The sequence below is a fragment of the Streptomyces albiflavescens genome, assembly GCF_014645835.1.
Taxonomy (GTDB): Bacteria; Actinomycetota; Actinomycetes; order Streptomycetales; family Streptomycetaceae; genus Streptomyces; species Streptomyces albiflavescens.
This window is the reverse complement of the sequence record NZ_BMMM01000002.1, coordinates 410,262-435,854: the sequence shown is the minus strand read 5'-3', so window position 1 is coordinate 435,854 and position 25,593 is coordinate 410,262. Positions and strand designations below refer to the sequence as shown.

Here is a 25,593-nt window from a genome sequence, read left to right as displayed (position 1 = left end):
GCCCTCGACCACCCCGGCGGTACGGAGCATCGAGGAGGCTCCGGCACCGGGGCTGGTGCGGCGGCGGGGGCCTGGGACACGGCGGGGTCGTTCATACCGGTCGCGACGGCGAGGTCGGAGACGGCGAGGGGACCCCGCGTGCTGCACGACAAGCTCGACCTGCGCGACGACGTGACCGGCTGGATCGCGGGGCTCGACCTGGACAACGTCGGGTACATCATCGTCGGCCTGTTCGTGGTCGTCTGGGTCGCGGCCGTGGCGTACTGGCGGCTGGCCAGGGTCGAGCAGCGGTAGGCGGTCCGCCCCGCCGACGGGAGTTGAGACCGGCGGGGGCGGCAGCCGCCCATCGACTTGGGTGGCAGCCGCCCCCGCTTCCCGGCTAGGAGCGGGCGGTCCGGCCCCGCGCGAGGGCGAATCCGGCCGCGGCCAGGCCGAGGACGCCCACGATGAGGCCGGCGATGCCGAGGCCGCGAGCGGTCGAGTCACTGCTCTTGCTGCTCGCGGCCGAGCTCTTGGCAGCCGATCCGGAACTCGACGACGAGTCCGTGCCGGACGGCTCCTCGGAGGAGTCCTCCCCCGCGGCCTTGGCGGTCAGCGTGAGCACCGGCGCCGGGCTCTCCGGCTCCTCGCCGCCCTTCGGTGTCTCCTCGATCCACCTGACGACATTGCCGTCCGAGTAGGTCTGCAGCGTCTTGAACTCCAACTGGTCGGTGTCGTCGGGAAGTTGACCGAAAGCGACATTGAAGTCCTGGAACTCGCCGTGGCGGATCCTGCCGCCGGTCCAGGTGATCTCGGAGACGGCGTCGGTGATCGTGCCGTCGTCGGTCTTGATGGGCGTCTTGAGCTTGGTGGTCGTCACCTTCGCGGTCCAGCCGGACTGCGGAGTGACCAGGACACCCAGGACCGGATGATCGGTGGGCAGGAAGACCTGCACCTTCGTGGTGCTGGCCGTGTCCTCCTCGTTGGGGACGCGGAAGGTCAGCACACCGTCCGTGGCGCCCTTGGCGTAGCTCTCGGGATGGACCGTCACATGCGCGAAGGCGGCGCCCGCGGCGGTCAGGACTCCGGCCGTGGTGAGGGCGGCGACGAGGCCGGCTCGGCGCAGGGTGGTGCGATTCGGGGACATCGGGGGAACTCCGTACTGGTGTGGATGCGGTCAGGGCGTGTACGCGAGCCCGGCCGGCGGTCCCCGACGGGAGACGGCGTGCCGCAGCAACACCTGCCGCGGCGGCCACGTCTCAAAGGCGTTCCGGCGTACGACGTCCTGATGGGCCCGTGCGGGAGACGGCCCCGTCCGCACCCGCCACCACGCCGCGAGCCCCGGCACGAGCGCCACGGCCCACCGCAGCAGAGACCACAGCGCGGCCTCGCCGGACCGCAACCACCAGGTCGCGAGCAGGGCGGCGGTCACATGCGCGGCCGTGGCGTGGGGTGTCAGGGCGTGTGCGTGTGGGTGCATCATGTGCGCCCCGTGCATGTTCATCGCCATGCGCGGGCGGGCGGCCTCGAACCCGAGGTGGAGTCCGGCCTGCGCGGCCAGCATTCCGCCGCCGATCCCGAGCAGCGACCGCTCCCGGCCGCCCAACAGACAGCCTGCCGCGAAGACGGCGAGGAACCCGGCACCGTCCGCCCACAGCGGCGGCGCCTCGCCCGTCGACATCCCGTGCCCGCCGGCGGCCAGCAGCACGCACAGCACGGCGAACACCGCCGCGCGCAGGCTCCGTACTGTCAGGGACGCACTCATGGAGCCCAGATACTGCCACGGGGAGCGAGCGTCCGCGGCCGCTTCCCCCGGAGCCGCCTCTCCCGGGCGGCCCGGGTGCGCTTTCCTGGCTCGGGTAGGGTCCGGCTGAGCGTGGGAGGGACCTGACATGCAACTTCGCTGTGCCGTGCTGGACGACTTTCAGGGCGTCGCGACCGAGATGGCGGACTGGTCGCCGATCGCGGACGAGGTGGAAGTCGTGAGCTTCGGCAACCACTTCACGGACGAAGACACGCTGGCTGTCGCACTCGCGGACTTCGACATCGTCGTCACCCTGCGCGAGCGGGTGCCCTTCCCCGCCTCGCTGCTGGCCCGACTGCCGCGACTGCGACTGCTGATCGCCTCCGGAATGCGCAACACGGTGATCGACTACGCGGCCGCCGAAGCGCACGATGTGACCGTGTGCGGCACCCCGAGCTCCTCGACACCCCCGGTCGAGCTGACCTGGGCGCTGCTGCTCGGCCTCGCGCGGGGCATCGTCACGGAGAACGACGCGCTGCGGGCGGGCGGCCCCTGGCAAAGCACCGTCGGCGCCGATCTGCACGGCCGCCGGCTCGGTCTGCTCGGCCTCGGGAAGATCGGCGGCAAGGTGGCACAGGTCGGCCTCGCCTTCGGCATGCGGGTCTGCGCGTGGAGTCAGAACCTCACCAAGGAGCGCGCCGAAGAAGTGGGGGTGGAGCAGGCCGCCTCCAAGGAGGAGTTGCTCGCGAGCAGCGACTTCGTCTCCGTCCACCTCGCGCTCGGCGACCGCACCCGGGGCCTGATCGGCGCCGCCGAACTGGCCCTCCTCAAGCCGACCGCCTACCTCGTCAACACTTCACGGTCGGCGATCGTCGACCAGGACGCACTGCTCGCCGCGCTGCACGGCGGACGGATCGCCGGAGCGGGTGTCGACGTGTTCGACATCGAGCCGCTCCCCGCCGACCACCCGATGCGCTCGGCCCCGCGCCTGCTGGCCACCCCGCACCTCGGCTATGTGTCGCGGGCCAACTACGAGACGTACTACAGCGCGGCGGTCGAGGACATCCAGGCGTTCCTGGCGGGCACGCCCGTACGCCGCCTCGGCTGACCGGACACGCCGGTAGGCCATATCGGCCGAGCGGGCACACCGACACAGCACCCCGGCCACGCGAACCCACCGACACACCGCCCCGGCCACGCGGACCCACCGAAACGCCGCCCCGGCCACGGGACACGCCGGTACGTCGCCCCGATCCAGCGGGCACGCTCTTGCCCCGCCTCGGACGAGCCGCCCGGCACTCGGTACGCCGCGCTCTCCCGGTCACGCCTGCGTGTGCTGCTCGGGACGCCAGTAGAAGCCGTACTGCCGGTGCAGATGGTGCAGATCCACGAGGTACCGCCGTAGCGTCACATGGTCGACCGGCGTGTCCTCGCACCAGGCGCGCAGCTTCTCGTTGACGGTCCGCTCCGGGTACTCGACGCCCGGCTCGAAGGTCTGCTCGGCGATGTGCCGGAGCACGACGAGCTTGCGCTCCCACTGGGCGGGCAGCCGCACCAGGCGCCCCTCGCGCACGAAGGTCCGCAGCACCGCCTCGGTCTGCTCGTCCCCGGAGCCGTAGTCCTCGTCGGGCGGCGCCGCCTGCGCGGCACGCGCGAGCTCCCGGAAACGACCATAGGCGACGCCCAGTCCCCCGGCGTCCTCCGTGATCACGCCCTGGTCCTGGAGCCGCCGCAGCGCCACCGTCGCGTCCTTCGGGGACAGCCCCGCCTTCTCCATGACCTGCGCGGGGGTGTCCGCGCCGAGGGCCACGGCGGCGAAGGCACGGACCCTGTTCTCCTCGGCGAACAGGCCGATCAGGCCCGTCAGGCCAGGCAGGCCAGGCAGGCCAGGCAGGCCAGGCAGGCCAGGCAGGCCAGGCAGGCCGTTCAGTTGGTCGGTTGGCATGCCCGGCAGGCTAGTTGAGGCCAGGCAGCCGACCGAAGTGAATTTCCGCCCGCGACACGTCAGCCGGACGAAAATGGCCTCTTCGGAAAGAGTGATCCCCAGATGAACGCCGTGACCAGGTGTGGGTGGGGGCGTTGAAGGGGGAGTGCGGTCGCGTCCGTGCAGCCACACTTATCGACTCAAAGGAGAACGTGATGTCTCGCATCGCGAAAGCCGCCGTTGTCGCCGCCGGCACGGGTGCCGTGGTGCTCAGCGGGGCCGGCCTGGCCATGGCGAACACCGGCGCTCAGGGCGAGGCCGTCGGCTCGCCAGGCGTCGTTTCGGGCAACGCCGTTCAGGTCCCGATCAACGTGCCGGTCAACGTGTGCGGGAACACCGCCGACGTCATCGGCCTGCTGAACCCGGCCTTCGGCGACCACTGCGGGAACTACGACGACCAAGGCCAGGAGCGCGAGGGCTACGGGTATGGCAACTGACCCACGTGCGCGCCTCGCGAGGCCCCCGGCAGGAGTCTGCCGGGGGCCTCGCCGTGCTGAGAGCACAGCCGCCGTCCTACGCGTACCGGTAGATCCTGCTGTGGTGCTCCTGGGCGCCCGGGGTCTCGCCCCACGGCGGCATCTTCTCGTGCCGTGCGACGACCCGGCGGTGCTGTGAGTCGCCCGGTGCCGGCGGTCGCGCGGGCAGATAGCGCGCGCCGCGGTGCCGCTGCTGCCAGCGGTCCCACAGGAGGTCCACGAAGGCGTGGTGCAGCCAGAAGACCGGGTCGTTGACCGAGGCACCACCGAGCATGTGCCCGCCGACCCAGCGGTGGACGCGGTTGTGGTTGCGCCAGGCGGCGCTGCCGGAACCGTGCCCCCACCCTTCGAGCTTGTTGCGGAACCCTCCGGTGGACGTGGAGTTCCAAGGGGCCGTGTCGTAGACGGGATCCTTCAAAGCGGATTCCAGCTCTTTCTTCGTGGGCAGCTCGATCCGATCCAGCGGGCGGCCGAACTCGCGCCTGAGAAACTCGCCGTCGGTCACCCCCTCCCTGATCGTCCACTTCCCGTGCGCATAGGCGAAGGGCCCGGTCATGACCTGCCGGTCCGAGCGCCGCCCGTTGCCGCCGAGCAGATCGTTGGTCCACGGCACGGACGTCGTGGTGCGGTGCCGCGTCCAGTCCCAATACGGCACACTCACCCCGGAGTCGACCCGGCGCAGCGCCCGCTCCAGGTCCAGCAGGAACCGACGGTGCCAGGGCAGGAAGGAGGGCGCCATGTGGGCCGTACGCAGTCCACCGTCGCCGTCCGCGACGTAGTACTCGATGTGCATCCGGACGAACTCGTCGTACTCGCCCCTGCGTTTGACCTCCAGCATCGCGGCGACGAAGCGGCGCCGCTCCGCGCCGGTCAGCTTGCTGACGTCCTTACGCGTGTACGCCATGGCGGTAGCTGCTCCCCTCCGTGTCACTCCCCGCCGCGTCCATGCCACGCAGGTGCTCCGAGGGACCGAGCTCGTCCACAGCCGCGCGCACCGCGGCGAGCGCCGTCGGATACGACTCATAGTGGTCCACCATGCTGAGATAGCTGCCGTCCGCACGGCGCATCAGCTGCAACGGCTTGCCGTCGACGGTGACATGCCACTCGCTGCCCCCGGGTCCGCCGCTATGGCCCCCGCCGTAGCCCCTGTCATAGCCCCCGTCGAACGAGGCCCGGGCGTCCGTGCCGGTCCTCGTGCCGAGGATGTGCCGGCCGCGGTACACCTCGTCGAACGAAGGGTCCTCCTGACGGGTCTCACGCGGCGGCCGCGAGGCCGCGACGACGGGAGTCAGCGCCACGGCGAACGCCGATACGAGCAGGCCGCGCATCGCACCCCGGCGGGTCACCGAAACGCCGCTCGACACGCTCCTCGGCACTTTGCTCGACACGCTGCTCGACGCCCTACTGACGGACATGGCTCTCTCTCCTCGGCGGAATCGGGTCGGGTTCGGTGACGGCGGCCCCCAGCGGCCGCCGGTGATGCCGGCGGCGGAACCGGCGGCAGGCCCGGGCCGAAGACCAGGGCCTCGCCCATGGCTGCGGCTACGCACCCGCCCCCATGTCCAGGTTCGCCGCGGGCACGGTCTTCAACAGCGGGGTGAGTACGGCGACCTGAGGGAGCTTCGCGTCCGGGAGGCCGAAGTGGTCGGCTTTGGGTGCGGTGAGCGGGGTGTCCAGGGACAGCCCGGGCGTCAGCGTCCTCAGGTCGGCCGCGGGCGCACCGACACCGAAGTGGTCGAAGCCGTCCCCGAGGACATGCGGAAGGGGGGTGTGGACGTTCGCCCCGGGCAGCCCTCCGTTGACGGGCAGCTGCGGCAGGACGTGCTCCGGGATCAGCCTGCCCTCGACGTACCGAGGCCCCCGGGGCCCGCCCGGCATGGGAACCGGCAGCTCCCCGGAGATCTTGGGTGCCTTCACGTTGAGGGCGTTCTCCACACCGTCCAGCGGTACGGGAACGGGGACCGTCCCGGCCGCGACGGCGGGGGTCGCGACGGCGGCGCCCATCGTTGCCGCGACACCGGTCATGACGGCGGCAAGAGTTCCTCGTGTGGTCGGCTTCATCTCAGGTACGGTCCCTTTCAGAATTCGGGGGCTCAGCGTCCGTACCCGCGTAACGATCCTGAGATCGCCATCAGTTCAAGATTCCCCCGACGGACCCAATAGTCGGTTCGTGGGACAATCGAATTGTTCGGAAAATCAGCTGGTCCAGAAATCCCACCAGCGCGTCAGGATCAGCATGCCGATGACGCCGATGTGCACGACCGGCAGGACCCAGGTGAATTCCCCGAGGAACCCCCTCAACCAGTCCGGCGCGGGCAGGAATTCATGTCGTACGTTCAGCGATGTCACGTACCAGAACATGATGATCGTGGCGACCCAGGCGAGGCTGCACCACAGGCACAGCGCGTTGATGCGGTAGAGCGACTGGAACTGCAGCCAGGTGCAGAAGCCGACCCCGAAGAGCGTGCCGGCGTTGAAGGTCAGCCAGTACCAGCGCGGGAAGGTGGCCCGGGCGAGCAGGCTCATGCCGACGCAGATGACGATGCCGTAGGCCACCAGGCCCAGCATCGGGTTGGGGAACCCGAAGGCCGAGGCCTGCTCGCTCTTCATGATGTTGCCGCAGGAGACGACCGGGTTCAGGCTGCACCCGGGCACGAAGTTCGGGTTCTCCAGCAGCTTGAACTTGTCGATCGTGATGACCCACGCGGCCAGGAGACCGGCCGCACCGGTGATCACCAGCAGCAGGGCGAACGCCCGGCTGCCGCCCACGGTCGGCACGACCGCACCGTCGCCGCCCGCCGTCCGCCCCGCGGTGGATGTCATCAGCTGCGCAGGTTGCGCACGGGCAGCAGCACATGTGCCGCGCTCAGCAGGGTCTCCTCGTCACCGGCGAAGGCGGCCAGGCTCTCCGGTGCGACGGGCTTGCCGGGCGTGGCCTCGGGCCAGGCGCGGGTGGCGAACAGGAAGTAGGCGTAGCCGCGTTCGCCGACCGCGGCGAGCCACTCGGGCGGCGCGACGCACTGGGCCTTCAGGTACGCCGGCATGGTGACGACGGCCTGGCCCGCCTCCACGAGGAGGGCGAGCGGCAGGCTCGGACGTCGGGAGCCGTCGATGAGCCGGTCGCCGACGGGCAGACCGTTCTTCCTCAGCAGCCGCTCGATGGCGGCCGAGGTGCCCTCCGGTCCGCCCTCGGCGTCGCCCAGGGAGTAGGCCAGGAGATAGGGCATGTCGCCGTCGGGCGCATCACCGCTGAAGGCCATGACGGCGAGCGTGCCGAGATCGGCGACCCGAAATGGGCGCGTTTCGCTTGAGGTTGAGGTCACCGCGGAACCTTATCGACGCGCCCGAAAGAGCCCGGCCCTTTCCTCACCCGCCCGGGCGATGCCCCGGCGACCGACCACACGAACGAGGGACCCTTTTCGAACAGCGCGAAAGGGCCGACTCCGTTGGGTACGGAATCAGCCCTTTCGGAATGCGCAGGACGTCGTCAGTGGTTGGTGCAGGAGGTGCCGCCCGCGGGGTTCAGTAGGCCGATGACGTCGACCGAGTCGCCGCAGAGGTTCACCGGAACGTGCACGGGGATCTGAATGACGTTGCCGGAGACGACACCCGGGGACGTGAGCGCCGCGGCGTCGGCACCGGTGTCGGCGAAGGCCGCGCCGGACGCGGCACCCGCGGCGATTCCGGCGGCGGCGAAAATAAGAGCGATCTTCTTCACAGTGTTCATCGTCAGCCCTTTCCTGGGAGATTTGCTCCAGAGCCTAGGGAAATGCCCGCAGCCCTTGTGGAAAGACACGCGATGAAATGAACCGATTAGCTCTGAAGGGGAAGTCCGCCGAGCAGTCGCGCGGGGCCACCGGTCGTGTTGAGCGCCTTCGTCGCGCCGCTCACGGCGTTGAGCAGGGAGCCCTTGTTCTCGGTGTCGAGCGCCTTCGACTGGTGCTGCAGCGGCATCACGTCTTCCACATTGAGCGTGCGCTGGCTGGTGATGGTCTCCACGGCGCCGTTGAGGCTGGAGGGCGTCAGGTCGGAGGCCTCGGCGGCAAAGGCGGGCGTGGCGGCACCAGCGATGACCATGGACCCGGCGACGACAGCGGCGGCCTTCAGGGACTTCATCGTGTTCCTTTCTTCGGCAACTCATGTCACCAGAGGGAATTCCTCTATGCGTCGACTAACGAGCCCCGGACACTGCGGAAACCCCGAGTGCTGAAATTCCCTGCGCCCCACCCGAACGAACGGCGTGTCGCATTCTCATACAAGAACCCGCACCCATGACCTGACGCACGCCCAAGGCCTCAGGCCCAGGGCCCCATGACAAACAGCCGTCGTGCCGACCAGGATGGTCGGCACGACGGCAGGGTGGCGACTGCTTCGCCTCAGACCGCTCCCCGTGCTCAGGAAGTGGGCACAAGACCGGACGTCGGGAGTGAACTCGTCGGCAGCGTGCTCGGCAGGCTCGGCAGACCGGGCAGGTTCGCCGCCGGCAGACCACCGCCGAGCACCGTGGCGACGACGAAGTTGACGAGACCCGTCACCACCGCGGTGGCCGCGGGAACCACCCCGGTGGGGTCGCCCGACGTGACCGCCTTGAGCAGCGTGTCGACCGCCTTCTGAAGGGCGGTCAGGGCGTCGCCCTTGAGGTCCGCCGGAGCCTCGGCGCGCGGCCCGTCGGCACCACGCGCCTTGCCGTCCCGGTGATCGGCGTTCTTCGTCGCCGGGAGCGTCGACGTGGTCGGCGTTGTGGGCTCCTTCGTCACGGTCGGCGCCGTGGTGGGCAGCGTCGTCGGCGGCGTCGTCGGGAGGGCGACCGGCGGCGTCACCGGAGCCGCCGCGGTGACCTTGGCGATCGCGTCCTTCACGGCCTGCCCGAGCTTCGCCGCATCGTCGGCGGAGAGCTGGCCGTTGTCCGCCTTGAGTGCTGCGGCCACCAGCTCGGTGACCGGGGTCAGTACGCCGCCTATGTCGGCCAGGGACTGGACCTGCGCAAGCAGCGCGTCTGCGCCGGGTACGGGGGCCGCCGCATGACTGCGGCCACGCGTCGAGTCGCTGTCCGCCGCCAGGGCGGCGGGTGTGGCGATCCCGATCAGCAGCGTGGCGCAGAGAGCGGAGGTCGCGATGCGCCGTGCGGGCAGAGCACGCATGGATGTTCCCTTCGATGGTGCGTCGGAGCTTGCGCTCAACGACGTCGGATCTTGTGTTCACCGTGAAAGCCCACGTCGCGGCCTGCAACCGTTCGATTGCTCCACGTAGCGGCCGGGCGCCCTTACCACCGCCGTCGTCCCTGGTGAGAAGCCATGCCGGGCGATGACACCCAGCTCCCTCCATTCGGGGCAACACCAACAGGCCGCCCTCCCGTTGGGAGGACGGCCGGCCGAAGGGTCCGCGCTGACGTCAGCCGTTGCCGCAGGTCTCGCCGAACGCGGGGTTCAGCAGGGCGATGACGTCGACGGTGTTTCCGCAGAGGTTGACCGGAACGTGGACGGGAACCTCAACGACGTTGCCCGACGCGACGCCCGGGGAGTAGGCAGCGGCGCCGTGTGCGTCGCTGTTGGCGGCGGCGATGCCGGCGGTGCCCGCCACAGCGGCAGCGGCAACGGAGGTCAGGGCCAGGCCCTTCGCGATACGCGACATGGAGAAGTGCTCCTTGGGAGTCGACACAACATCCGGGCGGGGTGCCCGGCTCTGAAATCAACGCGCGGCCCACGTGCGGGTTGTGCCTCCAAAGGAGTGATCTCGCAAACCGCCGAGATTCACCATTCCGACACACTTGATTCGGTTTCACCGATAAATACGGATAGCGGCTAGAGTCGGGCTCCTCCCGAGACTGATGAGAAACAGGCGTCGGCGGACGTCGGAAACAGACGGGGAGTCAACGCGCACATATGTGATCTGCAGATTTCGGTTCGTCCGCTGGTCCAGAACCTTTTTCCCCCGAAAGGGCACCGCCGGTCATGCGTCATTCCCCGGGTCTTCCGATGCGCCGTGCGATGGTGGGCTGCTCCGTCCTCGCCGCCCGCTGCGCGCCGGGCGGCCCCGCGATGGCCGCGCCGCCCGGGGAGGCGGAGAGCCTCGCCTTCACGCAGCAGCACCACGCACTCCGGCACGGCGGAATCGTAGGGGCGGCCCACTCTCCCATCAGCTGCCGTACGACTCCTCTCCCCGCCCGCCTGGCGGCCCCCCTCCGACTCGCTTCGCAGCGGGACACGGCCCGGGGCGGGGCACTGTTCGCCGCCGCCGACGCGAAGCAGTGACGCGCGCCGCCGCGCGCCGCCCGTGAGGGAGGAACCGCGCATGCAACTGTCAACCGCCCCTCCCCCGCGGGTCCTCCACATCACCCAGCCCGTCGACGGCGGTGTCGCCCGGGTGGTGACGGACCTGGTGAGAGCGCAGCTCGCCGACGGAACGCACGTCACCGTCGCATGTCCGGGCGAGAGCCTCCTCGCCGACTCGCTCCGGGCACTCGGCGCGGAGGTACGGCACTGGCAGGCGACGCGTGCGCCGGGTCCGCGGCTGCCGCAGGAGGTACGACGGCTCGGTCGCGTCGTCGCGCGGGCGCGGCCCGATGTGGTGCACGCACACAGTGCCAAGGCCGGGCTCGCGACGCGTCTTGCCGTACGAGGGCGGGTGCCGACCGTGTTCCAGCCGCATGCCTGGTCGTTCGAGGCCGTCGGCGGGGTCGCCGCGGGGTTCGCGCTGGGGTGGGAGCGGTGGGGAGCGCGCTGGGCGTCCCTGGTGGTGTGCGTGAGTGAGGCGGAGCGCGCGACTGGCCTGCGCGCCGGAGTGCGCGCGCAGTGGCGTGTGATCCCCAATGGGGTCGATCCGGTGCGCTTCCACCCGGCGGCCGTGGACTGCGTACGGGCCGCGCTTCCGTTGCTCGGCGACGTCGGGGCCGATCCGGCGGCTCCGTTGGTGGTCTGCGTGGGGCGGTTGTGCCGGCAGAAGGGGCAGGACGTCCTGCTGGAGGCGTGGAGTTCGGTGCGGCGGCGGATGCCCGGTGCCCGGCTCGTGCTGGTGGGGGACGGTCCGGACGCCGAGCGGCTGCGCGCCGGGGCGCCCGGCGACGTGCTGTTCGCCGGGGCCGCCCTCGACGCCGTGCCCTGGTACCAGGCCGCCGATCTCGTGGTGCTGCCGTCGCGCTGGGAGGGCATGGCGTTGGCTCCGCTGGAGGCCATGGCCTGTGGGCGCCCCGTCGTCATGACGGACGTGGACGGCGCCCGGGAGAGCCTGCCGCCGGGCCTCGTCGCGCGCTGTCTGGTGCCGGCCCGGGCACCCGGCCCGCTGGCCGAGGCGATCTGCGGCCTGCTGTCCGATCCGTCGCTGCGCGAGTCGCTCGGCCACCAAGGGCGCCGTCACGTAGTGACCACGCATGACGTGCGGCGTGCGACCGACGCGGTCGCGGAGGTGTACCGCGAACTCCTGAGGGACGGACAGGCGCGGCACGCCGGGCCTGCCACGTGCGGGGACCACACCGAGTGCAGGGAGTCCAGCCACACGTGACTGCGGAAAGCACTGTTCCCTCGCCCGGCGGACAACCCCGAGAGTACGGATTCTCGTCCGTCTCGGTCATCCCTCCGCGTGGGGGCGTCGACGGTTTCAGGTTCCCGGCCGGGCGGCGGCCCGCCACGCGGCGCGCCGCGTGGCTGCCGCTGGTCGCCGTGGACGGCGTCGCGGCGCTGGCCGCGGGGCAGCCGCTCGGGGAGCCCCAACGGCATCCGCTGTTCGTCGTCGCGTTACTGCTCGGCGTGGTCGGTCTGAACGCTCGGGCGTCGCTCTACCGACCCGAGCCCGTGCCCGCCGTACTGGACGAACTGCCCGCCCTCTGCGCGCGAGTCGCGGTGACCTGGTGCGCGCTGGCGGCCCTGGTGGCCGCGCTCTCCCCGGCCGGCGCGCTGTCCGCCCGGGCCCTGGCCGTGGGCTGCGCCCTGCAGTCGGCGGTGAGCTGCGTGGGGCGCGGCACGGTCCACTGGCGGCGCCGCCGGTCCCTCGTGCTGCGTCCCAGCACCGCCCTGGTGATCGGTCCCGCCGAGACCGCCCAGCGGGTGGCCGCGGCCTTCCTGCGCCATCCGCGGTGCGGGGTACGGCCGGTGGGCATCGTCGCCGACCAGTCGGCCGGGAACGAGGGACTGCCGGTCCTCACCACGGGCGAGGAAGTGCAGCGCGCCCTGATCCAGAACAGCGTGCGGGCGGTGCTCGTCGTGGAGCCGAGCGGTGAACGCGGGCCGCTGCTGCGGGCGTTGGCCGAAGCGGGCTGCGCGCTGTGGGAGGTCGACGCGGACTCACCCTCGTACGACGGGGACGGGCATCGCACGCTCGCCGGGTTCTCCTGCCGGCGAATGTCCGTCGCAAGGCGGCACGGCAGCGCAGGCAAGCGGATCCTCGATGTCTCCGTGTCCGGGACGCTGCTGCTGCTGGTCAGCCCGCTGCTGCTGATGTGCGCGGTGGTCCTGCGGCTGAGCGACGGGCCGGGCGTGGTGTTCCGGCAGGAGCGCATCGGCAAGCACGGGCGGCCCTTCACACTGCTGAAGTTCCGCACCCACCGCCCGGTCGACGCGCACGAGGCCGCGACCCGCTGGAGCGTCGCGAACGAGCGGGAGATGAGCCGCTTCTGCCAGTTCCTCAGGCGCACCTCGCTCGACGAGCTGCTCCAGCTGTGGAACGTCTTCCGGGGCGACATGAGCCTGGTCGGGCCGCGCCCGGAACGCCCTTATTTTGTGGGCAAGTTCAGCCAAACCTACCCGGGATACGCGGCCCGGCACCGGATGCAGACCGGCATCACTGGTCTCGCCCAGATCCATGGGCTGCGCGGCGACACCTCGATCGAGGACCGCTGCCGGTTCGACAACGCGTACATCGACAACTGGTCGCTGTGGCAGGACATCTGCATCCTGCTGCGCACCGCCGCCGCGCTCGTACGCCCGACGGGGAGCTGAGCCGATGAGCCAAGCCCTGCGCCTTACGCCCCTGGACACACTGGCCTCCGCGCTCCGGCGTGCGCTGCCCGTCCTGCCCGTCGTGGCGGTGATCGCCCTGCTCGGGCTGCCGGTCACGCCCGGCGGCGAGGGGGGCGCGACCGTCGCCGACGGCGCCTCGGGTCTGGTCGTGCTGTACTGCGCGCTGCGTCTCGTACGGGGCCGTCGGCGCCCCCTGTCCGCCACCGCCGCCCTCGTCATCGGGCTCCCCGTGGTCGGTATCGCGATCGCGGCGGCCGAGGCCTTGGACCCGGCAGCCGGGATCACCGGCCTGGGCCGCTACCTGCAGATCTTCGTGCTGGTCCCGGCCGCGGTGCTGCTGCTGGTCCGGGACCGGCGCGACTTCCGGCTGCTGGCCTGGTCGTTCATCGGTCTGGCCCTGTGGCAGGGGGCGATCGGGGTGCACCAGTACGTCACCAGGACCGGCGCCCTGTACATGGGCGCGGACATCCGGGCGGTGGGCACCTTCGGGCCGTCGGACGTGATGGGGATGGCGACCGTGGTCGCGTTCGGGCTGGTGTGCGCGGTGGGGCTGGCCCTCGGACCGTGTTCGCCTCGGCAGCGCACGGCCGCCGTGCTGTGCTCGCTGATCCTGCTGCTGCCGCTCGCGGTGTCGTTCAGCCGGGGCGCGTGGATCGCCACCGCGGCCACGTGCGGGGCGCAGCTGGCGCTGGCCGGGATGCGGCGGGCGCTGAAGGTGGGCGCCGCCGTGACCGCCGCCGCGGTGATCCTGGTCGGAGGGCTCGGGGTCGGCGGAGCGATGCTCCAGGAGCGGATCACCAGCATCACGCAGGTCGCCGATGCCCCCGACCAGTCGGTCGTCGACCGGTACACGATGTGGGCGGCGGCCGTCGACATGTGGAGCGAACAGCCGCTGACCGGCGTCGGTCTGAAGGCCTTCCCCGACCACCGCGACGGACACGCCTCGCTCGCCCTCTCCTCGGGCAGCGACACCGGGGGCGCGGGCGCCGCCTACCGCAAACAGCCGCTGCTCTCCCCGCACAACATGTACCTGCTCGTGCTCAGCGAACAGGGCCTGATCGGACTGCTCGCCCTGGCGGGCAGCTGGCTGGCGCTGCTGGTCTGCGGGCTGCGCGGACTCGTCCGGGTGCGGCGGACCCCATCGGGCGTCGACTGCGCGCTCATCGCGTGCGGGCTGCTGATCTGGCAGCTGATCGACTTCGTGTACGCGGACATCGGCGGGCCCTCGACGGTGCTGACGGCGGTTCTCTTCGGGCTGGTGGCCTGGTGGGCCCTGATGGATCCGACGTCGCCGGCGTCGCTGCCACTGCTGGCGTCCGATCCGTCCGATCCGCCCGGTCCGCCGGGCCCGCCGGGGCCGTCGCGTCCAGCGGGTCCGCCCGGTCCGTCCGGTCCGTCCGGTCCGTCCGGTCCGTCCGGGGAGGCTGCGGCGCGATGACGGTGACGCCACAGGGGGCCAAGAGCGGGAACGGCGCCAGAGCCAGGGCGAAGACCGGCTCCAGAGCCGGAACAGAGACCGGTACAGCAGTCGGGACCGGGACCGGGACCAACACCAGAGCCAGAGCCGATACCAGAGCCGAGGCCGCGCCCCGGCCCCGGAGCGAGCCCGGCATCAAGGCTGACGTCGGTGGCTCGGTCGCGCTGCCCGCCGCCCGCACCGTTCCCCGCTCCCCCGCCAAGCCCCCGGAACCCTCCTCCCACCGCTTCCTCGCCAGGGCCGCCTTCGTCACGATCGCCCTGTCGATCGTCGGAGCCCTGCTGGGCCTCGGCCGCGACCAGGCGCTGGCGCACTTCTTCGGGGCCGGGTCCGAGACGGACGCCTTCCTGGTCGCCTGGACGGTGCCGGAGTGCGCGGCGACGCTGCTGATCGAGGACGGTCTGGCCTTCGTGCTGATCCCCGCGTTCAGCGTGGCCGTCGCCCGCCGCGCCCGGGGCGGCGTCGGCGACCCGGTCCGCGCCCTGGTCGCCGCTACCCTGCCCAAGCTGTCGCTGGCCTGCCTGACCGCTTCCGGGATGCTGATCGTGGGGGCGCCGTACCTGGTCGCGGCCCTCGCGCCCGGCCTGCCTCATCCCGGACTCGCCGTGGACTGCATGCGGTTGACCGCGACCTGCGTCCTGACCTTCGGGCTTGCCGGATACTGCAGCGCGGCGCTGCGCGCGCACGGTCGGTTCATCGCGCCCGCCGTCATCTACGTGGCGTACAACACCGCCATCATCACGGCGATGTTCGTCCTCGGTGGCCACTGGGGCGTGCGCTCGGCGGCCCTGGGTGTGGCGATGGGCGGCGCACTGATGGTGATGGTGCAGCTGCCCTCGCTGTTGCGGCAGCTCAGGCGCCGGGAGGCGACCGGAGCCGAGCCGGGCGGCGAGGAAGCCCGCCCGGTGGATCTGACCCTCATCGGCACGGTTCTGCTCTTCGCCCTGTGCCGTCAGTCCCAGGTCCTCATCGAGCGGTTCCTGGCCTCCTCGCTGCCCGCCGGCGCCATCTCGCATCTGAACTACGCCCAGAAAGTGGCCCAGATGCCGATGGTGCTCTCGCTGATGCTGTGCACGGTCACCTTCCCGGTGGTCGCGCGGGCGGTCGCCGAGGGCGACACCGAGCGGGCGCGCCGCCGTGTGGAACGCGATCTGGCGCTCGTCTCCTGCACGGTGCTCCTGGGCGCGGCCGCGATCGCCGCGTGCGCCCCGCAGATCATCCAACTCCTCTTCCAACGCGGTGCGTTCACGGCCCAGGACACCGCGGCCACCGCGGCTGTCATGCGCGTGTACGCCCTCGGACTCCTCGGCCACGCCCTCGTGGGCGCCCTCGTCCGCTCGTACTTCTCGACGGGACGGCCCACCTGGTACCCGCTGGTCGCGATGACCGCCGGGATCATCACGACCTCCTGGATCGGCGCGCTGACCGTCGGCTCCTGGGGGGTCTGCGGGATCGCCGCCGCCAACGCCGTCGGCGTCACCGTCAGCGCCGGGCTCCTGCTGTACGGCATGGGCTCGCGCAGTGTGCCGATCCGCACCCGCCGGGTGGTGGCCGAGCTGAGCAAACCGGTGCGGGCGGCGGTGGTCGCCTCCTTGGCCGGGGGGTTGTGCGCGAGCCGCGCGGACTCACCCGTGCTCGGCCTGCTCGCCGGCGGCACGGCCGTGACCGTCGTCTTCGCCCTGCTGGCCTGGGCTCTTCGGGTCCAGGGCTTCGCACCCGCACTCCGATCCGTCACACGAAGGCGCCCGCATGTCCGTTTCCGCTGACAGCACCAGAGGCAGTACGAGGCACAGCTCCCGGCACAGTCCGAGACACCTCGCGGGACGCACCGCCAGGCTCATGACCGCCGCTCCCCCCTGGGTGGCGATGTACCACTCCGTGGGCGACTGTTTCGAGGACCCATACCGCATCACGGTCTCGCCCGACCGCCTCGACCGGCAGCTGAGCTGGCTGCGCCGCCGGGGCCTGCGCGGCGTGAGCGTGGGCGAACTGCTCGCGGCCCGCGCCCGCGGTGAGGGCCGCGACCTGGTGGGCCTCACCTTCGACGACGGTTACGCCGACTTCGTCGAGACTGCCCTGCCCCTGCTGCACCGCCACGACTGCGGCGCCACCCTCTTCGTCCTGCCCGGACGGCTGAGCGGCGACAACGCCTGGGATCCGCTCGGCCCCCGCAAACCCCTGCTCGGCAAGCAGGGCATCCGGCTCGCCGCCGCCTCCGAGGGCATCGAGGTCGGCTCACACGGACTCACCCACATCGATCTGACGCGGGCGGACGACGCCGTCCTGCGCGCCGAGGTCGCCGAAAGCAGAGCGGTGCTCTCGGAGTTGATCGGTGCTCGCGTCGACGGCTTCTGCTATCCGTACGGGACCCTCGACCGACGGGTCGTCGACGCCGTGCGCGACGCGGGATACGCGTACGGCTGCGCGATCGACCCCGGCCCGCTGACCGGCCCGCTCGCCCTCCCCCGTGTCCACATCGGCGAGCACGACAACGCCGTACGCCTGCTGCTGAAGCACAAGCTGCACCGCCTGCGCCGGCGCCCGGTCGTGGGGATCCGATGAAGGCCCTGCACATCATCACCGGCCTCGGCATCGGCGGCGCGGAGCAGCAACTGCGGTTGCTGCTGAGGCACTTGCCCGTCGAGTGCGACGTGGTCACGCTCACCAACCCCGGCGCCGTCGCCGACGAGCTCGCCGCCGACGGCGTACGCGTCATCCACCTCGGCATGACCGGCAACCGCGACCTCGCCGCGCTCCCCCGCCTGGTCGAGGTGATCCGCGCGGGCCGGTACGACCTCGTGCACACCCACCTCTACCGGGCCTGCGTGTACGGACGGATCGGCGCGCGCCTGGCCGGAGTGAAGGCCGTCGTGGCCACCGAACACTCGCTCGGCGAGGCGCAGATGGAAGGCCGCAGGCTGACCGCCGGCGTCCGCGCGCTGTATCTGGCCAGCGAGCGGCTGGGCCGTTCCACCGTCGCCGTGTCGCCGACCGTCGCCGAGCGGCTGCGGCGCTGGGGCGTGCCCGCACCCCGTATCGAGATCGTGCCGAACGGCGTCGACGTCGCCCGCTTCCGCTTCGACCCGGTGTTGCGTGCACACACCCGTCGCCGCCTCGGACTGCCGGAGGGCGCGTACCTCGTCGGAGGTATCGGCAGGCTCGCGGCGGGCAAACGGTTCGACGTCCTGATCCGGGCCGTCGCCCAACTGCCGGATGACTACTGGCTGTTGCTGGTCGGCGGCGGTATCGAGGAGAGCGTGCTGCGGCGCGCGGCGCGGCACGCGGGAGTCGCGGACCGGGTGCTGTTCACCGGCGAGCGCCCCGCCGGAGGCTTCCCCGGGGCCGATCTGCCGTCGCTGATAGCAGCCATGGACGTGCTCGCCTCGCCCAGCGCCGAGGAGGCGTTCGGGCTGGCCGTCGTGGAGGCGATGGCCGCCGGGCTGCCGGTGCTGTACGTCTCCTGCCCGGCCGTCGAGGACCTGCCGGCCGGCGCCGCCCGCGGTGCCCGCCGGGTTCGGGGCGGCGCGGCCTCGTTCGCCCGTGCCCTGACGGAGGTCCGGGAGGAGGGTCCCGCGCCCCGCTCCGTACCGCATGCCGCCCACCACTACTGCATCACCCGCAGCGCCGCACAGCTCATGAACGTGTACGCGGCCGCTGTCTCCTGCACCTGACTGGGAGTGAGTTCCTCATGACCGAAAACCCGACCAGCGGCCACCGCCCCACGGGAACGACACGCGCCCGCACGAAGACCCTGGCATCGTTGACCCTGCTCGCCACCACCGTGCTCGGCGGAATGCTCGGCGGCGCGTACGGCGTGGTGAAGCCCCCGACGTACACCGCCACGAGTTACGTCATCGCCGTACCGACCGAGAAGGGGGACCCGGCGGCCGCGCTCGGCTTCGCCCAGGCCTACGGCCGGGTGGCCACCCAGCTCGCCGTACTCGGGGAAGCGCAGGCGTGGGCCGGAGTACCGCTGAAGACGCTCCAGTCGAGCGTGCGGACCGCGACCTCCCCCGACGCCCCGATGGTCGCCGTGTCGGCCACCTCCGTCCGCCCGGCCGTCGCCGCCGACATGGCCAACGCCGTCTCCCGCTCGCTGACCCTGCACGCGAACGACAACCGGGACAGCACCCGCATCGAGCTCCTCTCCTTCTCCCGAGCTGTGAAGCCGACCCAGGCGTCCTCGGCGTCACCGACCGTGACGGGCCTGGTGGGCGCCAGCGCGGGCGGACTGCTCGGCGGTCTGGTGCTGCTTGTCCGTCCCCGGCGGACCACGGACGCCGGGCGCCAGGCCGCGGTGCCGAGCCCGGCCACCGCCGCCGATGTGCACGGACAGCTGTGAGCGGGACCCTTCAGGCCGAGGTGACGAACCTCGTGCGGGCCGAACTCGTCACCGAGGAGCGCGAGTTCGCTGCGCTGGGCCCTGCCTGGGGGCGCCTGTACCGCCGGTGCGGGGCGGCCACCCCGTTCCAGAGCCACGCCTGGCTGCACTCCTGGTGGCTCTCGTACGGTATGCCCGGCCGACTGCGCCTGGTGGTGGTGCGCGACGGCGGCGAACTCCGCGCGGTCGCGCCGCTGATGCGGGTACACCGGCCGCTGCCCGCGCTGGTACCGCTCGGCGGGGCGATCTCCGACTACGGGGACGTACTCATCGACGACGAGCACGCCGAGGGGGCGGCCGCCGCGCTCACCGCGGGACTGTCCGCGGCCGCCCGCACCGCACTGATCGACTTCCGCGAGGTGCGTCCCGGCGGTGCGGTGGAGCAGATCTACGCGCGCTGGCGCGGACCGCGCCGCCGGGTGCGGGACTCGCTCTGCCTGGAGCTGCCCGCCACCTCGATGGACGAGCTGATGGGCCGGCTTCCGTCCGCCAAGGCCCAGCGCGTACGGGCCAAGCTCCGCAAGCTCACCGCGCTCGGGGTCGAGCAGCGCGTCGTAGGCCATGACGAGGTGGACGCGGCGCTTCGGCGGCTGCTGGAGTTGCACCGACTGCAGTGGCAGGGCCGCAAGGTGACGTCCGAACATCTTCAGCAGCGGTTCTCCGAGCATCTGGTCCGCTCCGTGGGCCCGATGGTGCGCTCCGGGGACGCGGTGGTCACCGAGTTCCGGCTCGACGACACCGTGATGGCCGTGGACCTCACCCTGCTGTCCCGGCGTCTGGCGGGCGGGTATCTGTACGGCGCCCATCCCCAACTGCGCGAACGCAAGGCGGACGTGGCGGTGATGCTCCTCAACGCCTGTACCCGGCACACCGAGATGGGAGGACGCGGGGCACTGAGCCTGCTGCGCGGCGACGAGCCCTACAAGCACCACTGGCGCCCGGACGCCGTCGTCAACCAGCGGCTGCTGCTCGCCCGGCGTCGCACCGCCCCGCTGATGTCGGCGGCCGTGTGCGACGTCGCCGCGCGCGACCGGGGCAAGGAGCTGATGCACCGATGGAGGGAGCACGGTGGCGGCAGGCCGTGAGCGACCCGCCGCCACCCGGTGTCAACGCGTGCGCGACCACCAGTCGAAGCGGATACAGAGCTTCCCGCCGAGCCAGTACTCGACCCAGGCGCCCAGGTCCAGCGGCGAGCAGTTGGGCGGGGGCACCAGCGTGGGCGGCTTCGTCGGGTCGGGTGTGGGAACGGGGGTAGCTGCCGCCGGATCAAGTACCGGCGTCAACGCCGCGACCGGCGTGGGAACAGGGGTAGCTGCCGCCGGATCAAGCACCGGCGTCAACGCCGGCACCGGCGTAGAAACAGGGGTAGCTGCCGCCGGATCAAGCACCGGCGTCAACGCCGGCACCGGCGTAGAAACAGGGGTAGCTGCCGCCGGATCAAGCACCGGCGTCAACGCCGCGACCGGCGTAGAAACAGGAGCAGACACCGCCGGATCAAGCACCGGCGTCGACGCCGCGACCGGCGTAGAAACAGGGGTAGCTGCCGCCGGATCAAGCACCGGCGTCAACGCCGCGACCGGCGTAGAAACAGGAGCAGACACCGCCGGATCAAGCACCGGCGTCAACGCCGGCACCGGCGTAGAAACAGGGGTAGCTGCCGCCGGATCAAGCACCGGCGTCGACGTCGGGACCGGCGTAGAAACAGGAGCAGACACCGCCGGATCAAGCACCGGCGTCGACGTCGCGACCGGCGTAGGAACAGGAGTGGGGTCGGGTGTCGGGGCCGTGTGGCCGAAGAGCGCCTCGCGGTAGGCCTGGGACGCCTTCGGGTTGTCCCCGCACTGCCACACACCGTGCGGGCAGTAGTCGGTGAGCGTGTTGTACAGCGGCTTGTGCTCGTCCATCCACGCGAGCATGCGCTTCATATAGGTCGCGTTGTCGCCGTTGCGGAAGAGTCCCCATTCGGGATAGGAAATGGGCTTTCCGTGGACATTCGCGAAGTCCACCTGCGCCTGAAGGTCGTACGGCTCCGTCACTTGCTCGTCGAATGACAGACCCGACGGCTGGTCGTACGCATCCATGCCGACGATGTCGACCGTGTCGTCGCCCGGATAACACTCCGTCCAGGGAATGGCGTCCCGGCCGCGGCTCGGGGTGAAATCGAACCGGAACTTCTGTCCCGGCACCTCCCTCATGACGGTGACGATTCTGTTCCAGTACTCCTTCCAGGCCTCCGGGTCGGGACCGCAGCGATGGGTGTACGTAATGCCGTTCATTTCCCAGCCGAGCACGATGACGGTATCCGGCACCTTCAGCTCGACCAGCCGCTCGGCGAGCGCGCGGAAGTGCCGGTCGAACAGTCCGGCCGCGCCCTGCCGCAGCATGACGCGGACCCTGGCGTCGGAGAGGTGGTCCTCGTTGCGCTCCAGCATCGGCACGTTGAGGACGAGCATCCGGTCGTCCTTCGCCCGCCGCCAGTCCGCCCAGGCGTCGAGGAATCCGGGCGCGCCCTCGATGTTGCTCCAGCGATCACCCGGCAGATATGTGTGCCCAACTCGCAGCTCGGTGCCGCCCAGCCACTCGCTGAGCTGCTCGATCCGGGCGATACCCCTGGGGCCGTAATCGAGGTAGGCGCCGATGGCGGGTGGTTCCGCGACGGGCTTCGACGCGGCCGAGGGCGCGGTTGATTCCGTGGAGGTGGGCGACTCCGTGGAGGTCGGGGTCTCCGTGGAGGTCGGGGTCTCCGTGGAGGTGCTCGTCCCGGTAGGGCTGGTTGTCTCCTTCGGGACGACGGGTGGCGTCGGGGCGGGCGTCTCCGGTGCCGTCGGCGTGGCGGTCGGCGTGGGCGGCGTCACCACGCCGGTGGTCGAGGAGGCGGCCGACGGCGTCACCGGTGTCGGGGTCGGCGCCGGAGGATCCACGACGCGCACCATGCCGACACCCACGGCGTATCCGGGACCCGACGAAAGGGCGACCGACGCGACGATGCCGGCCGCGATGCACGCCAGCCGCCTGCTTCGGGGCCGTTGCTGCTGTGGAGCCATGCCTGCTCCTCTCTCCACTTCGATGCCCCGTCTTGGCACCGTCTTTCTCGACGCTCCGACGCGCATTCCGATAAATGACACCCAGTCATATGAAATACCGCTCCGCCGACCAAGGCTTCACCCTCGACCTCGGCGATCACTCGCACGGGTGACCGATCCGAAGGAAATGCCCGTTCCGGTTCTCGACACCCGCGTCCCCGCCGTTCTCCTGCGGATCGACCGGATTCCCTTTCAGCAAGGAACGCCGGGAGTCGTACGCTCACTCGGCAGAGCGGGAGTGGATGTGCATGGCTTCGCGGAATCCACAGGAAGTCCCGTACGCAGATGGCGTTTTGTCCGTGCGATGCGTTCCCCGCCACCACCCGGTTACCCCGCCGCGGAAAGCGTGGCCGTATTGCGCCGAGTGGCCGCCCGTGTATCCCGTCCGCGCTGGTCCCGATGGATGACTCGAGCGCCGTCGCGGTCGGCCGAATACAGGAGGAACTCACCCCTGATATCTGCTGCGCGGCGACCTCGTGGCGATGGCCGACGGCTCATCCGTGGCCGGGCCGGGACTTCGAGTCCTCGGTGCCGGGCCACTTCATGGCAGGCCTGGTGACGGCCTCCGGCTTCGGCCCGGCCATGCACTTCGTGCACAGCGCCTTCGTCACGGCGGAAACGCTCGTACGAGATGTACGGCGACGGCTGCGATCGGGGCCGGGGCGGGCGGATCCCGGCGCCCTCGGCTCGGCAGCGGCGCGGGGGACGACCTGGGGCTCGGCAGCGGCGCGGACGCCGGCCTGCGGCCCCGGACATGGCTTGGGTGCCGGGCGCGGCGAGGCGTCCGGCACCCAGAGCGGAGTACTACCGGCGGGAGGCGGCTCGGCTCCGTCGGTACAGGATGGCTCCGCCCGCCAACAGGGCGGCGCTGGCGGCCGATGCCGCGAGCAGGCCCTCACTGCCGGTGTCGGCCAGCGTGGGCGGAGTCCCATAAGGAGAGGACGGCGGGGTCGTCGGCGGAGTGGTGGATGGGGTGGTGGGAGGCGTAGTGGGCGGGGTGTCCCCGTAGCCAGGCGTCGTCGGCGGCGTCGTCTTGGGAGGCGTCGTCGGCGGCGTAGTGGGCGGGGTGTCCCCGTAGCCAGGCGTCGTCGGCGGCGTCGTCTTGGGAGGCGTCGTCGGCGTCGTCGTGGGCGGGGTGTCCCCGTAGCCAGGCGTCGTCGGCGGCGTCGTCTTGGGAGGCGTCGTCGGCGGCGTAGTGGGAGGCGTAGTCGGCGTCGTCTTGGGAGGCGTCGTCTTAGGAGGCGTCGTCGGCGTCGTCTTGGGCGGCGTCGTCGGCGGCGTCGTGGGAGGCGTAGTGAGCGGGTCCCCGTAGCCTCCGTAGCCGTTCTCGCACTTGTTGCCGAAGACGGGGTTGAGCCCGGCGATCACGTCCACGGTGTTGCCGCAGGCATTGATCGGAACGTCCACCGGCACCTGGGCATCGTTGCCCGACAGGAATCCGGGCGAATCGTGTGCCTCGCCGTACGCCGAGGCACCGGAGGAACCGTCGTCGGAGGAGGGGTTCGACGCACCGGACGATCCTTGCGAACCCGAGCCGTTGGCGCAGGAGCTGCCGAACGCCGGGTTGAGCACGGCGATGACGTCCACGGTGTTGCCACAGGCGTTCACCGGGACGTGCACCGGTACCTGGAGGTTGTTGCCCGACGCGAGGCCGGGCGAGTCCGCTGCGCCTCCGTTCGCGTTCGCGTCCGCGAGGGCGGGGGTGCCGTACAGGGACATGATGCTCGTCGCGGCCGCGGCCACGACCATTCCCCTACTCAGGGTCTGTCGCAATCTCGTTGTCTTCCTACGTGAAGAAGTGAGGAGAGCCGGCCCTGGAACCGAAGTTAAGGTCCAAGGTCGGCCGTGACACAGTCGGAGCGGCCGATGTGCCGTCGCGTCAGTCGTTGCTGCAGCCGCTGGCGAGCGACGGGTTCAGCAGTCCGATGACGTCGACCGTGTCGCCGCACACGTTGATGGGAACGTGCACGGGAACCTGGATCACATTGCCCGAGAGGACACCCGGGGATTCGGCGGCGCCGCCCACGGCGCCGGTGTCGGCGAAAGCCGGGGCGGCCATCCCCAGGGCAGTGATCATGCCGGCGACGACGGCAAAGCTCTTCTTGTGCTTCACATACTTTCCCTTCTCGCGGTCATGCCCCATTGACGGCCGAAACCGAGCGAGCACAGCATGGACGGCTCGCACCATGACCTGCAGGCTGTAACGAGGGACAGACGCCCGGAGAAACTCGGGAAAGTATCGCGCCGGGTAATTCACTCGAACGCACCGCGCCGAATTGACACGATGGCCCCAGAGAAGCAGAAACGCTTCTTGCGGAAGTGGCTTCCCGCACGACAACTCGGCGGTTCGCCAGGCCACTTCGGGGCCTTGGATCAGCTCCCGCTGGAGCTGTTGCCCGACATGACCGGGATGTTGTCCACGACGTGCGAGAGCGCGTCGTCGCCCTTGGCCTGGGTGGAGTTCTCGGTGCACTGCTGGTTCTGCGGGGACGACAGGACCGGGACGTCCTGGACGGCGGTGATCGGCACGAGGCCGACGACCGAACCCACGTTCGCCTTGGCCGGCAGGCCGACACACGGCTTGTTCAGCGAGCCCTGCACGAGCCCGAGCTGGGGGCTCTGGTCACCGGCCGTCGCCTGGTTGCCGTACGACTGCACGGCACCGGTCCCGTTGTTGGTGGTGACGCCGTCGTCATTGCCGATGGCAAGCGCCTGCGGGGCAGCCGCCGCTGAGACTCCAACGACGGAAGCCGCGACCGCCGCCGCGGCCATTGCCTTCTTGAACATTTCTCCGGGTCCTTTCATGGCAGAGACGCATATTTCTGCTCCCCCATCAACCGGCGACGGCGTGAATGGTTTCGCGGCTTCACCCGGATGGACCGTTCGTGGCCCCGGAATTCGTGGAAGTCCTGGCACGCGGAGTTGGTGAACATGCCGTTCAAGTGGGCCAATGGAGTGAATCGGAGCAACCATGCGGGCCGGGGTCAGTTGTCCAGGGCGCTCCGGTGGACGGGGTTACTCCAGAAGGGACCAGCAAGTGATCAAGAAGGTTATGGCTGCTGCGGCGATCGCCGCTTCCGTCGTCGGAGCTTCGGCCGCCGCCGCGCCCCAGGCGCTGGCGATCGACAATGACGGGGGCGTCACCACCACTCAGGGCACAGACGCCCAGCAGATCTACGGCAACCAGGAAACGCACGGCAACATGAGCCCCCAGATGGCGCTCATCCAGGGCTCGCTGAACAAGCCGTGTGTCGGTCTGCCGGTCAAGGGCAACGTGGGTTCGGTCGTCGGCCTCGTGCCGGTCACCGCCGTCCAGGACGTCCCGGTCCTGTCGTCCCCGCAGAACCAGCAGTGCACCGAGAACTCCACCCAGGCCAAGGGCGACGACTCGCTCTCGCACATCCTGGACAACATCCCGCTGTTCTCCGGCAACAACTCCAACGGCAGCTGATCCGTCGCCGCGCCCAGCGGGCCGCCGGTCTCCCGGCGGCCCGCTGTCGCTCTCACGTCCCCGGTGG

General features: G+C 70.9%; 27 protein-coding genes and 3 pseudogenes. 14 read left to right on the top strand and 16 right to left on the bottom strand.

The window, feature by feature from the left end:
- Nucleotides 1-138: 138 nt before the first annotated feature.
- Nucleotides 139-294 (top strand): annotated as a pseudogene (locus IEY95_RS06920) (HoxN/HupN/NixA family nickel/cobalt transporter); the annotation flags it as partial.
- An 85-nt stretch (nucleotides 295-379) separates the two neighbouring features.
- On the opposite strand, the gene IEY95_RS06915 reads toward IEY95_RS06920, so the two are convergent.
- Entirely contained in the window at nucleotides 380-1,126 is a 747-nt protein-coding gene (locus IEY95_RS06915; RefSeq protein WP_189184980.1) for a YcnI family copper-binding membrane protein, read from the bottom strand.
- 30 nt (nucleotides 1,127-1,156) lie between these two features.
- Nucleotides 1,157-1,744: a hypothetical protein gene (locus tag IEY95_RS06910; RefSeq protein ID WP_189184979.1), complete on the bottom strand. Its 588-nt coding sequence runs from the start codon at nucleotides 1,742-1,744 to the stop codon at nucleotides 1,157-1,159.
- Nucleotides 1,745-1,871: 127 nt separating this feature from the next.
- Between IEY95_RS06910 and IEY95_RS06905 the strand changes: the two genes are divergently transcribed.
- Complete coding sequence (locus IEY95_RS06905; protein WP_189184978.1) at nucleotides 1,872-2,831, top strand: D-2-hydroxyacid dehydrogenase family protein; 960 nt, start codon at nucleotides 1,872-1,874, stop codon at nucleotides 2,829-2,831.
- 213 nt (nucleotides 2,832-3,044) lie between these two features.
- Here the strand turns inward: IEY95_RS06905 and IEY95_RS06900 are convergent, their stop codons facing one another.
- Nucleotides 3,045-3,668, bottom strand: a complete 624-nt coding sequence (locus IEY95_RS06900; RefSeq protein ID WP_189184977.1) for a DUF2087 domain-containing protein — start codon at nucleotides 3,666-3,668, stop codon at nucleotides 3,045-3,047.
- 194 nt (nucleotides 3,669-3,862) lie between these two features.
- Here IEY95_RS06900 and IEY95_RS06895 point away from each other — a divergent pair, with 194 nt between their 5' ends.
- Nucleotides 3,863-4,144: a chaplin gene (locus tag IEY95_RS06895; RefSeq protein ID WP_189184976.1), complete on the top strand. Its 282-nt coding sequence runs from the start codon at nucleotides 3,863-3,865 to the stop codon at nucleotides 4,142-4,144.
- 76 nt (nucleotides 4,145-4,220) lie between these two features.
- Here the strand turns inward: IEY95_RS06895 and IEY95_RS06890 are convergent, their stop codons facing one another.
- The 9 genes from IEY95_RS06890 to IEY95_RS06850 all read right to left on the bottom strand — a co-directional run bounded on the left by IEY95_RS06890 (nucleotide 4,221) and on the right by IEY95_RS06850 (nucleotide 9,814).
- Nucleotides 4,221-5,087 (bottom strand): tyrosinase family protein, encoded by an 867-nt coding sequence (locus tag IEY95_RS06890; protein WP_189184975.1) that lies wholly within the window; start codon nucleotides 5,085-5,087, stop codon nucleotides 4,221-4,223.
- On the bottom strand, nucleotides 5,071-5,598 hold the full coding sequence (locus IEY95_RS06885) for a tyrosinase family oxidase copper chaperone (protein ID WP_189184974.1): 528 nt from the start codon (nucleotides 5,596-5,598) through the stop codon (nucleotides 5,071-5,073). Before IEY95_RS06885 ends, IEY95_RS06890 begins: the two co-directional genes overlap by 17 nt.
- A 127-nt stretch (nucleotides 5,599-5,725) precedes the next feature.
- Nucleotides 5,726-6,244, bottom strand: coding sequence for a hypothetical protein (locus tag IEY95_RS06880; protein ID WP_189184973.1), 519 nt, complete (start codon nucleotides 6,242-6,244; stop codon nucleotides 5,726-5,728).
- A 135-nt stretch (nucleotides 6,245-6,379) separates the two neighbouring features.
- Nucleotides 6,380-7,006 (bottom strand): vitamin K epoxide reductase family protein, encoded by a 627-nt coding sequence (locus IEY95_RS06875; RefSeq protein ID WP_229702635.1) that lies wholly within the window; start codon nucleotides 7,004-7,006, stop codon nucleotides 6,380-6,382.
- Nucleotides 7,006-7,506: a DUF5949 family protein gene (locus tag IEY95_RS06870; protein ID WP_189184972.1), complete on the bottom strand. Its 501-nt coding sequence runs from the start codon at nucleotides 7,504-7,506 to the stop codon at nucleotides 7,006-7,008. The genes IEY95_RS06875 and IEY95_RS06870 overlap by 1 nt, the downstream gene beginning before the upstream one ends.
- A 164-nt stretch (nucleotides 7,507-7,670) precedes the next feature.
- Complete coding sequence (locus IEY95_RS06865; RefSeq protein WP_189184971.1) at nucleotides 7,671-7,910, bottom strand: chaplin; 240 nt, start codon at nucleotides 7,908-7,910, stop codon at nucleotides 7,671-7,673.
- A gap of 86 nt (nucleotides 7,911-7,996) precedes the next feature.
- On the bottom strand, nucleotides 7,997-8,299 hold the full coding sequence (locus tag IEY95_RS06860) for a hypothetical protein (RefSeq protein WP_189184970.1): 303 nt from the start codon (nucleotides 8,297-8,299) through the stop codon (nucleotides 7,997-7,999).
- A gap of 278 nt (nucleotides 8,300-8,577) precedes the next feature.
- Nucleotides 8,578-9,324, bottom strand: coding sequence for a hypothetical protein (locus IEY95_RS06855; RefSeq protein WP_189184969.1), 747 nt, complete (start codon nucleotides 9,322-9,324; stop codon nucleotides 8,578-8,580).
- A 250-nt stretch (nucleotides 9,325-9,574) separates the two neighbouring features.
- Nucleotides 9,575-9,814, bottom strand: a complete 240-nt coding sequence (locus IEY95_RS06850) for a chaplin (RefSeq protein WP_189184968.1) — start codon at nucleotides 9,812-9,814, stop codon at nucleotides 9,575-9,577.
- Between the two features lie 320 nt (nucleotides 9,815-10,134).
- Between IEY95_RS06850 and IEY95_RS06845 the strand changes: the two genes are divergently transcribed.
- The 9 genes from IEY95_RS06845 (at nucleotide 10,135) to IEY95_RS06805 (ending at nucleotide 20,077) form a co-directional block, all read left to right on the top strand.
- Nucleotides 10,135-10,434 (top strand): hypothetical protein, encoded by a 300-nt coding sequence (locus IEY95_RS06845; RefSeq protein ID WP_189184967.1) that lies wholly within the window; start codon nucleotides 10,135-10,137, stop codon nucleotides 10,432-10,434.
- Between the two features lie 40 nt (nucleotides 10,435-10,474).
- Nucleotides 10,475-11,680 carry a glycosyltransferase gene (locus tag IEY95_RS06840; protein WP_189184966.1) on the top strand — a complete coding sequence of 402 codons (1,206 nt, stop codon included), beginning with the start codon at nucleotides 10,475-10,477 and terminating at the stop codon, nucleotides 11,678-11,680.
- The gene (locus IEY95_RS06835) at nucleotides 11,677-13,113 is read left to right on the top strand and encodes an exopolysaccharide biosynthesis polyprenyl glycosylphosphotransferase (protein ID WP_189184965.1); all 1,437 of its coding nucleotides are present in this window, start codon (nucleotides 11,677-11,679) and stop codon (nucleotides 13,111-13,113) included. Before IEY95_RS06840 ends, IEY95_RS06835 begins: the two co-directional genes overlap by 4 nt.
- Nucleotides 13,114-13,117: 4 nt before the next feature.
- Nucleotides 13,118-14,572, top strand: a complete 1,455-nt coding sequence (locus IEY95_RS06830) for an O-antigen ligase family protein (protein ID WP_189184964.1) — start codon at nucleotides 13,118-13,120, stop codon at nucleotides 14,570-14,572.
- The gene (murJ, locus tag IEY95_RS06825) at nucleotides 14,569-16,377 is read left to right on the top strand and encodes a murein biosynthesis integral membrane protein MurJ (RefSeq protein WP_189184963.1); all 1,809 of its coding nucleotides are present in this window, start codon (nucleotides 14,569-14,571) and stop codon (nucleotides 16,375-16,377) included. Before IEY95_RS06830 ends, murJ begins: the two co-directional genes overlap by 4 nt.
- Nucleotides 16,378-16,450: 73 nt before the next feature.
- Nucleotides 16,451-17,173, top strand: coding sequence for a polysaccharide deacetylase family protein (locus tag IEY95_RS06820; RefSeq protein ID WP_229702633.1), 723 nt, complete (start codon nucleotides 16,451-16,453; stop codon nucleotides 17,171-17,173).
- Entirely contained in the window at nucleotides 17,170-18,282 is a 1,113-nt protein-coding gene (locus tag IEY95_RS06815; protein WP_189184962.1) for a glycosyltransferase, read from the top strand. The genes IEY95_RS06820 and IEY95_RS06815 overlap by 4 nt, the downstream gene beginning before the upstream one ends.
- 17 nt (nucleotides 18,283-18,299) lie before the next feature.
- Nucleotides 18,300-18,953 (top strand): YveK family protein, encoded by a 654-nt coding sequence (locus IEY95_RS06810; protein ID WP_189184961.1) that lies wholly within the window; start codon nucleotides 18,300-18,302, stop codon nucleotides 18,951-18,953.
- Nucleotides 18,950-20,077: a GNAT family N-acetyltransferase gene (locus IEY95_RS06805; protein ID WP_229702631.1), complete on the top strand. Its 1,128-nt coding sequence runs from the start codon at nucleotides 18,950-18,952 to the stop codon at nucleotides 20,075-20,077. Before IEY95_RS06810 ends, IEY95_RS06805 begins: the two co-directional genes overlap by 4 nt.
- A 576-nt stretch (nucleotides 20,078-20,653) precedes the next feature.
- On the opposite strand, the pseudogene IEY95_RS06800 reads toward IEY95_RS06805, so the two are convergent.
- A pseudogene (locus IEY95_RS06800) lies at nucleotides 20,654-22,036 on the bottom strand (glycoside hydrolase family 26 protein); the annotation flags it as partial.
- Nucleotides 22,037-22,202: 166 nt separating this feature from the next.
- Here IEY95_RS06800 and IEY95_RS48780 point away from each other — a divergent pair.
- Nucleotides 22,203-22,528: pseudogene (locus IEY95_RS48780) on the top strand (ATP-grasp domain-containing protein); the annotation flags it as partial.
- A gap of 351 nt (nucleotides 22,529-22,879) precedes the next feature.
- On the opposite strand, the gene IEY95_RS06795 reads toward IEY95_RS48780, so the two are convergent.
- From IEY95_RS06795 to IEY95_RS06785, 3 genes are all read right to left on the bottom strand, one after another.
- Complete coding sequence (locus IEY95_RS06795; RefSeq protein WP_189185415.1) at nucleotides 22,880-23,824, bottom strand: chaplin; 945 nt, start codon at nucleotides 23,822-23,824, stop codon at nucleotides 22,880-22,882.
- Between the two features lie 130 nt (nucleotides 23,825-23,954).
- Nucleotides 23,955-24,218, bottom strand: a complete 264-nt coding sequence (locus tag IEY95_RS06790) for a chaplin (RefSeq protein WP_189185414.1) — start codon at nucleotides 24,216-24,218, stop codon at nucleotides 23,955-23,957.
- A gap of 230 nt (nucleotides 24,219-24,448) precedes the next feature.
- Entirely contained in the window at nucleotides 24,449-24,862 is a 414-nt protein-coding gene (locus tag IEY95_RS06785) for a rodlin (protein WP_189184960.1), read from the bottom strand.
- A gap of 250 nt (nucleotides 24,863-25,112) precedes the next feature.
- On the opposite strand from IEY95_RS06785, the gene IEY95_RS06780 reads away from it, so the two are divergent.
- Nucleotides 25,113-25,526 (top strand): rodlin, encoded by a 414-nt coding sequence (locus tag IEY95_RS06780; RefSeq protein ID WP_189184959.1) that lies wholly within the window; start codon nucleotides 25,113-25,115, stop codon nucleotides 25,524-25,526.
- Nucleotides 25,527-25,593 lie beyond the last annotated feature (67 nt).

Coding starts and splice junctions, on each gene's coding strand:
- IEY95_RS06880 (WP_189184973.1), bottom strand. CDS start 6,244: ATGAAGCCGACCACACGAGGAACTCTTGCCGCCGTCATGACCGGTGTC.
- IEY95_RS06840 (WP_189184966.1), top strand. CDS start 10,475: ATGCAACTGTCAACCGCCCCTCCCCCGCGGGTCCTCCACATCACCCAG.
- IEY95_RS06890 (WP_189184975.1), bottom strand. CDS start 5,087: ATGGCGTACACGCGTAAGGACGTCAGCAAGCTGACCGGCGCGGAGCGG.
- IEY95_RS06865 (WP_189184971.1), bottom strand. CDS start 7,910: ATGAACACTGTGAAGAAGATCGCTCTTATTTTCGCCGCCGCCGGAATC.
- IEY95_RS06875 (WP_229702635.1), bottom strand. CDS start 7,006: ATGACATCCACCGCGGGGCGGACGGCGGGCGGCGACGGTGCGGTCGTG.
- IEY95_RS06885 (WP_189184974.1), bottom strand. CDS start 5,598: ATGTCCGTCAGTAGGGCGTCGAGCAGCGTGTCGAGCAAAGTGCCGAGG.
- IEY95_RS06820 (WP_229702633.1), top strand. CDS start 16,451: ATGACCGCCGCTCCCCCCTGGGTGGCGATGTACCACTCCGTGGGCGAC.
- IEY95_RS06905 (WP_189184978.1), top strand. CDS start 1,872: ATGCAACTTCGCTGTGCCGTGCTGGACGACTTTCAGGGCGTCGCGACC.
- murJ (WP_189184963.1), top strand. CDS start 14,569: ATGACGGTGACGCCACAGGGGGCCAAGAGCGGGAACGGCGCCAGAGCC.
- IEY95_RS06895 (WP_189184976.1), top strand. CDS start 3,863: ATGTCTCGCATCGCGAAAGCCGCCGTTGTCGCCGCCGGCACGGGTGCC.
- IEY95_RS06790 (WP_189185414.1), bottom strand. CDS start 24,218: ATGGGGCATGACCGCGAGAAGGGAAAGTATGTGAAGCACAAGAAGAGC.
- IEY95_RS06845 (WP_189184967.1), top strand. CDS start 10,135: ATGCGTCATTCCCCGGGTCTTCCGATGCGCCGTGCGATGGTGGGCTGC.
- IEY95_RS06810 (WP_189184961.1), top strand. CDS start 18,300: ATGACCGAAAACCCGACCAGCGGCCACCGCCCCACGGGAACGACACGC.
- IEY95_RS06785 (WP_189184960.1), bottom strand. CDS start 24,862: ATGTTCAAGAAGGCAATGGCCGCGGCGGCGGTCGCGGCTTCCGTCGTT.
- IEY95_RS06850 (WP_189184968.1), bottom strand. CDS start 9,814: ATGTCGCGTATCGCGAAGGGCCTGGCCCTGACCTCCGTTGCCGCTGCC.
- IEY95_RS06910 (WP_189184979.1), bottom strand. CDS start 1,744: ATGAGTGCGTCCCTGACAGTACGGAGCCTGCGCGCGGCGGTGTTCGCC.
- IEY95_RS06860 (WP_189184970.1), bottom strand. CDS start 8,299: ATGAAGTCCCTGAAGGCCGCCGCTGTCGTCGCCGGGTCCATGGTCATC.
- IEY95_RS06915 (WP_189184980.1), bottom strand. CDS start 1,126: ATGTCCCCGAATCGCACCACCCTGCGCCGAGCCGGCCTCGTCGCCGCC.
- IEY95_RS06855 (WP_189184969.1), bottom strand. CDS start 9,324: ATGCGTGCTCTGCCCGCACGGCGCATCGCGACCTCCGCTCTCTGCGCC.
- IEY95_RS06900 (WP_189184977.1), bottom strand. CDS start 3,668: ATGCCAACCGACCAACTGAACGGCCTGCCTGGCCTGCCTGGCCTGCCT.
- IEY95_RS06830 (WP_189184964.1), top strand. CDS start 13,118: ATGAGCCAAGCCCTGCGCCTTACGCCCCTGGACACACTGGCCTCCGCG.
- IEY95_RS06795 (WP_189185415.1), bottom strand. CDS start 23,824: ATGGTCGTGGCCGCGGCCGCGACGAGCATCATGTCCCTGTACGGCACC.
- IEY95_RS06815 (WP_189184962.1), top strand. CDS start 17,170: ATGAAGGCCCTGCACATCATCACCGGCCTCGGCATCGGCGGCGCGGAG.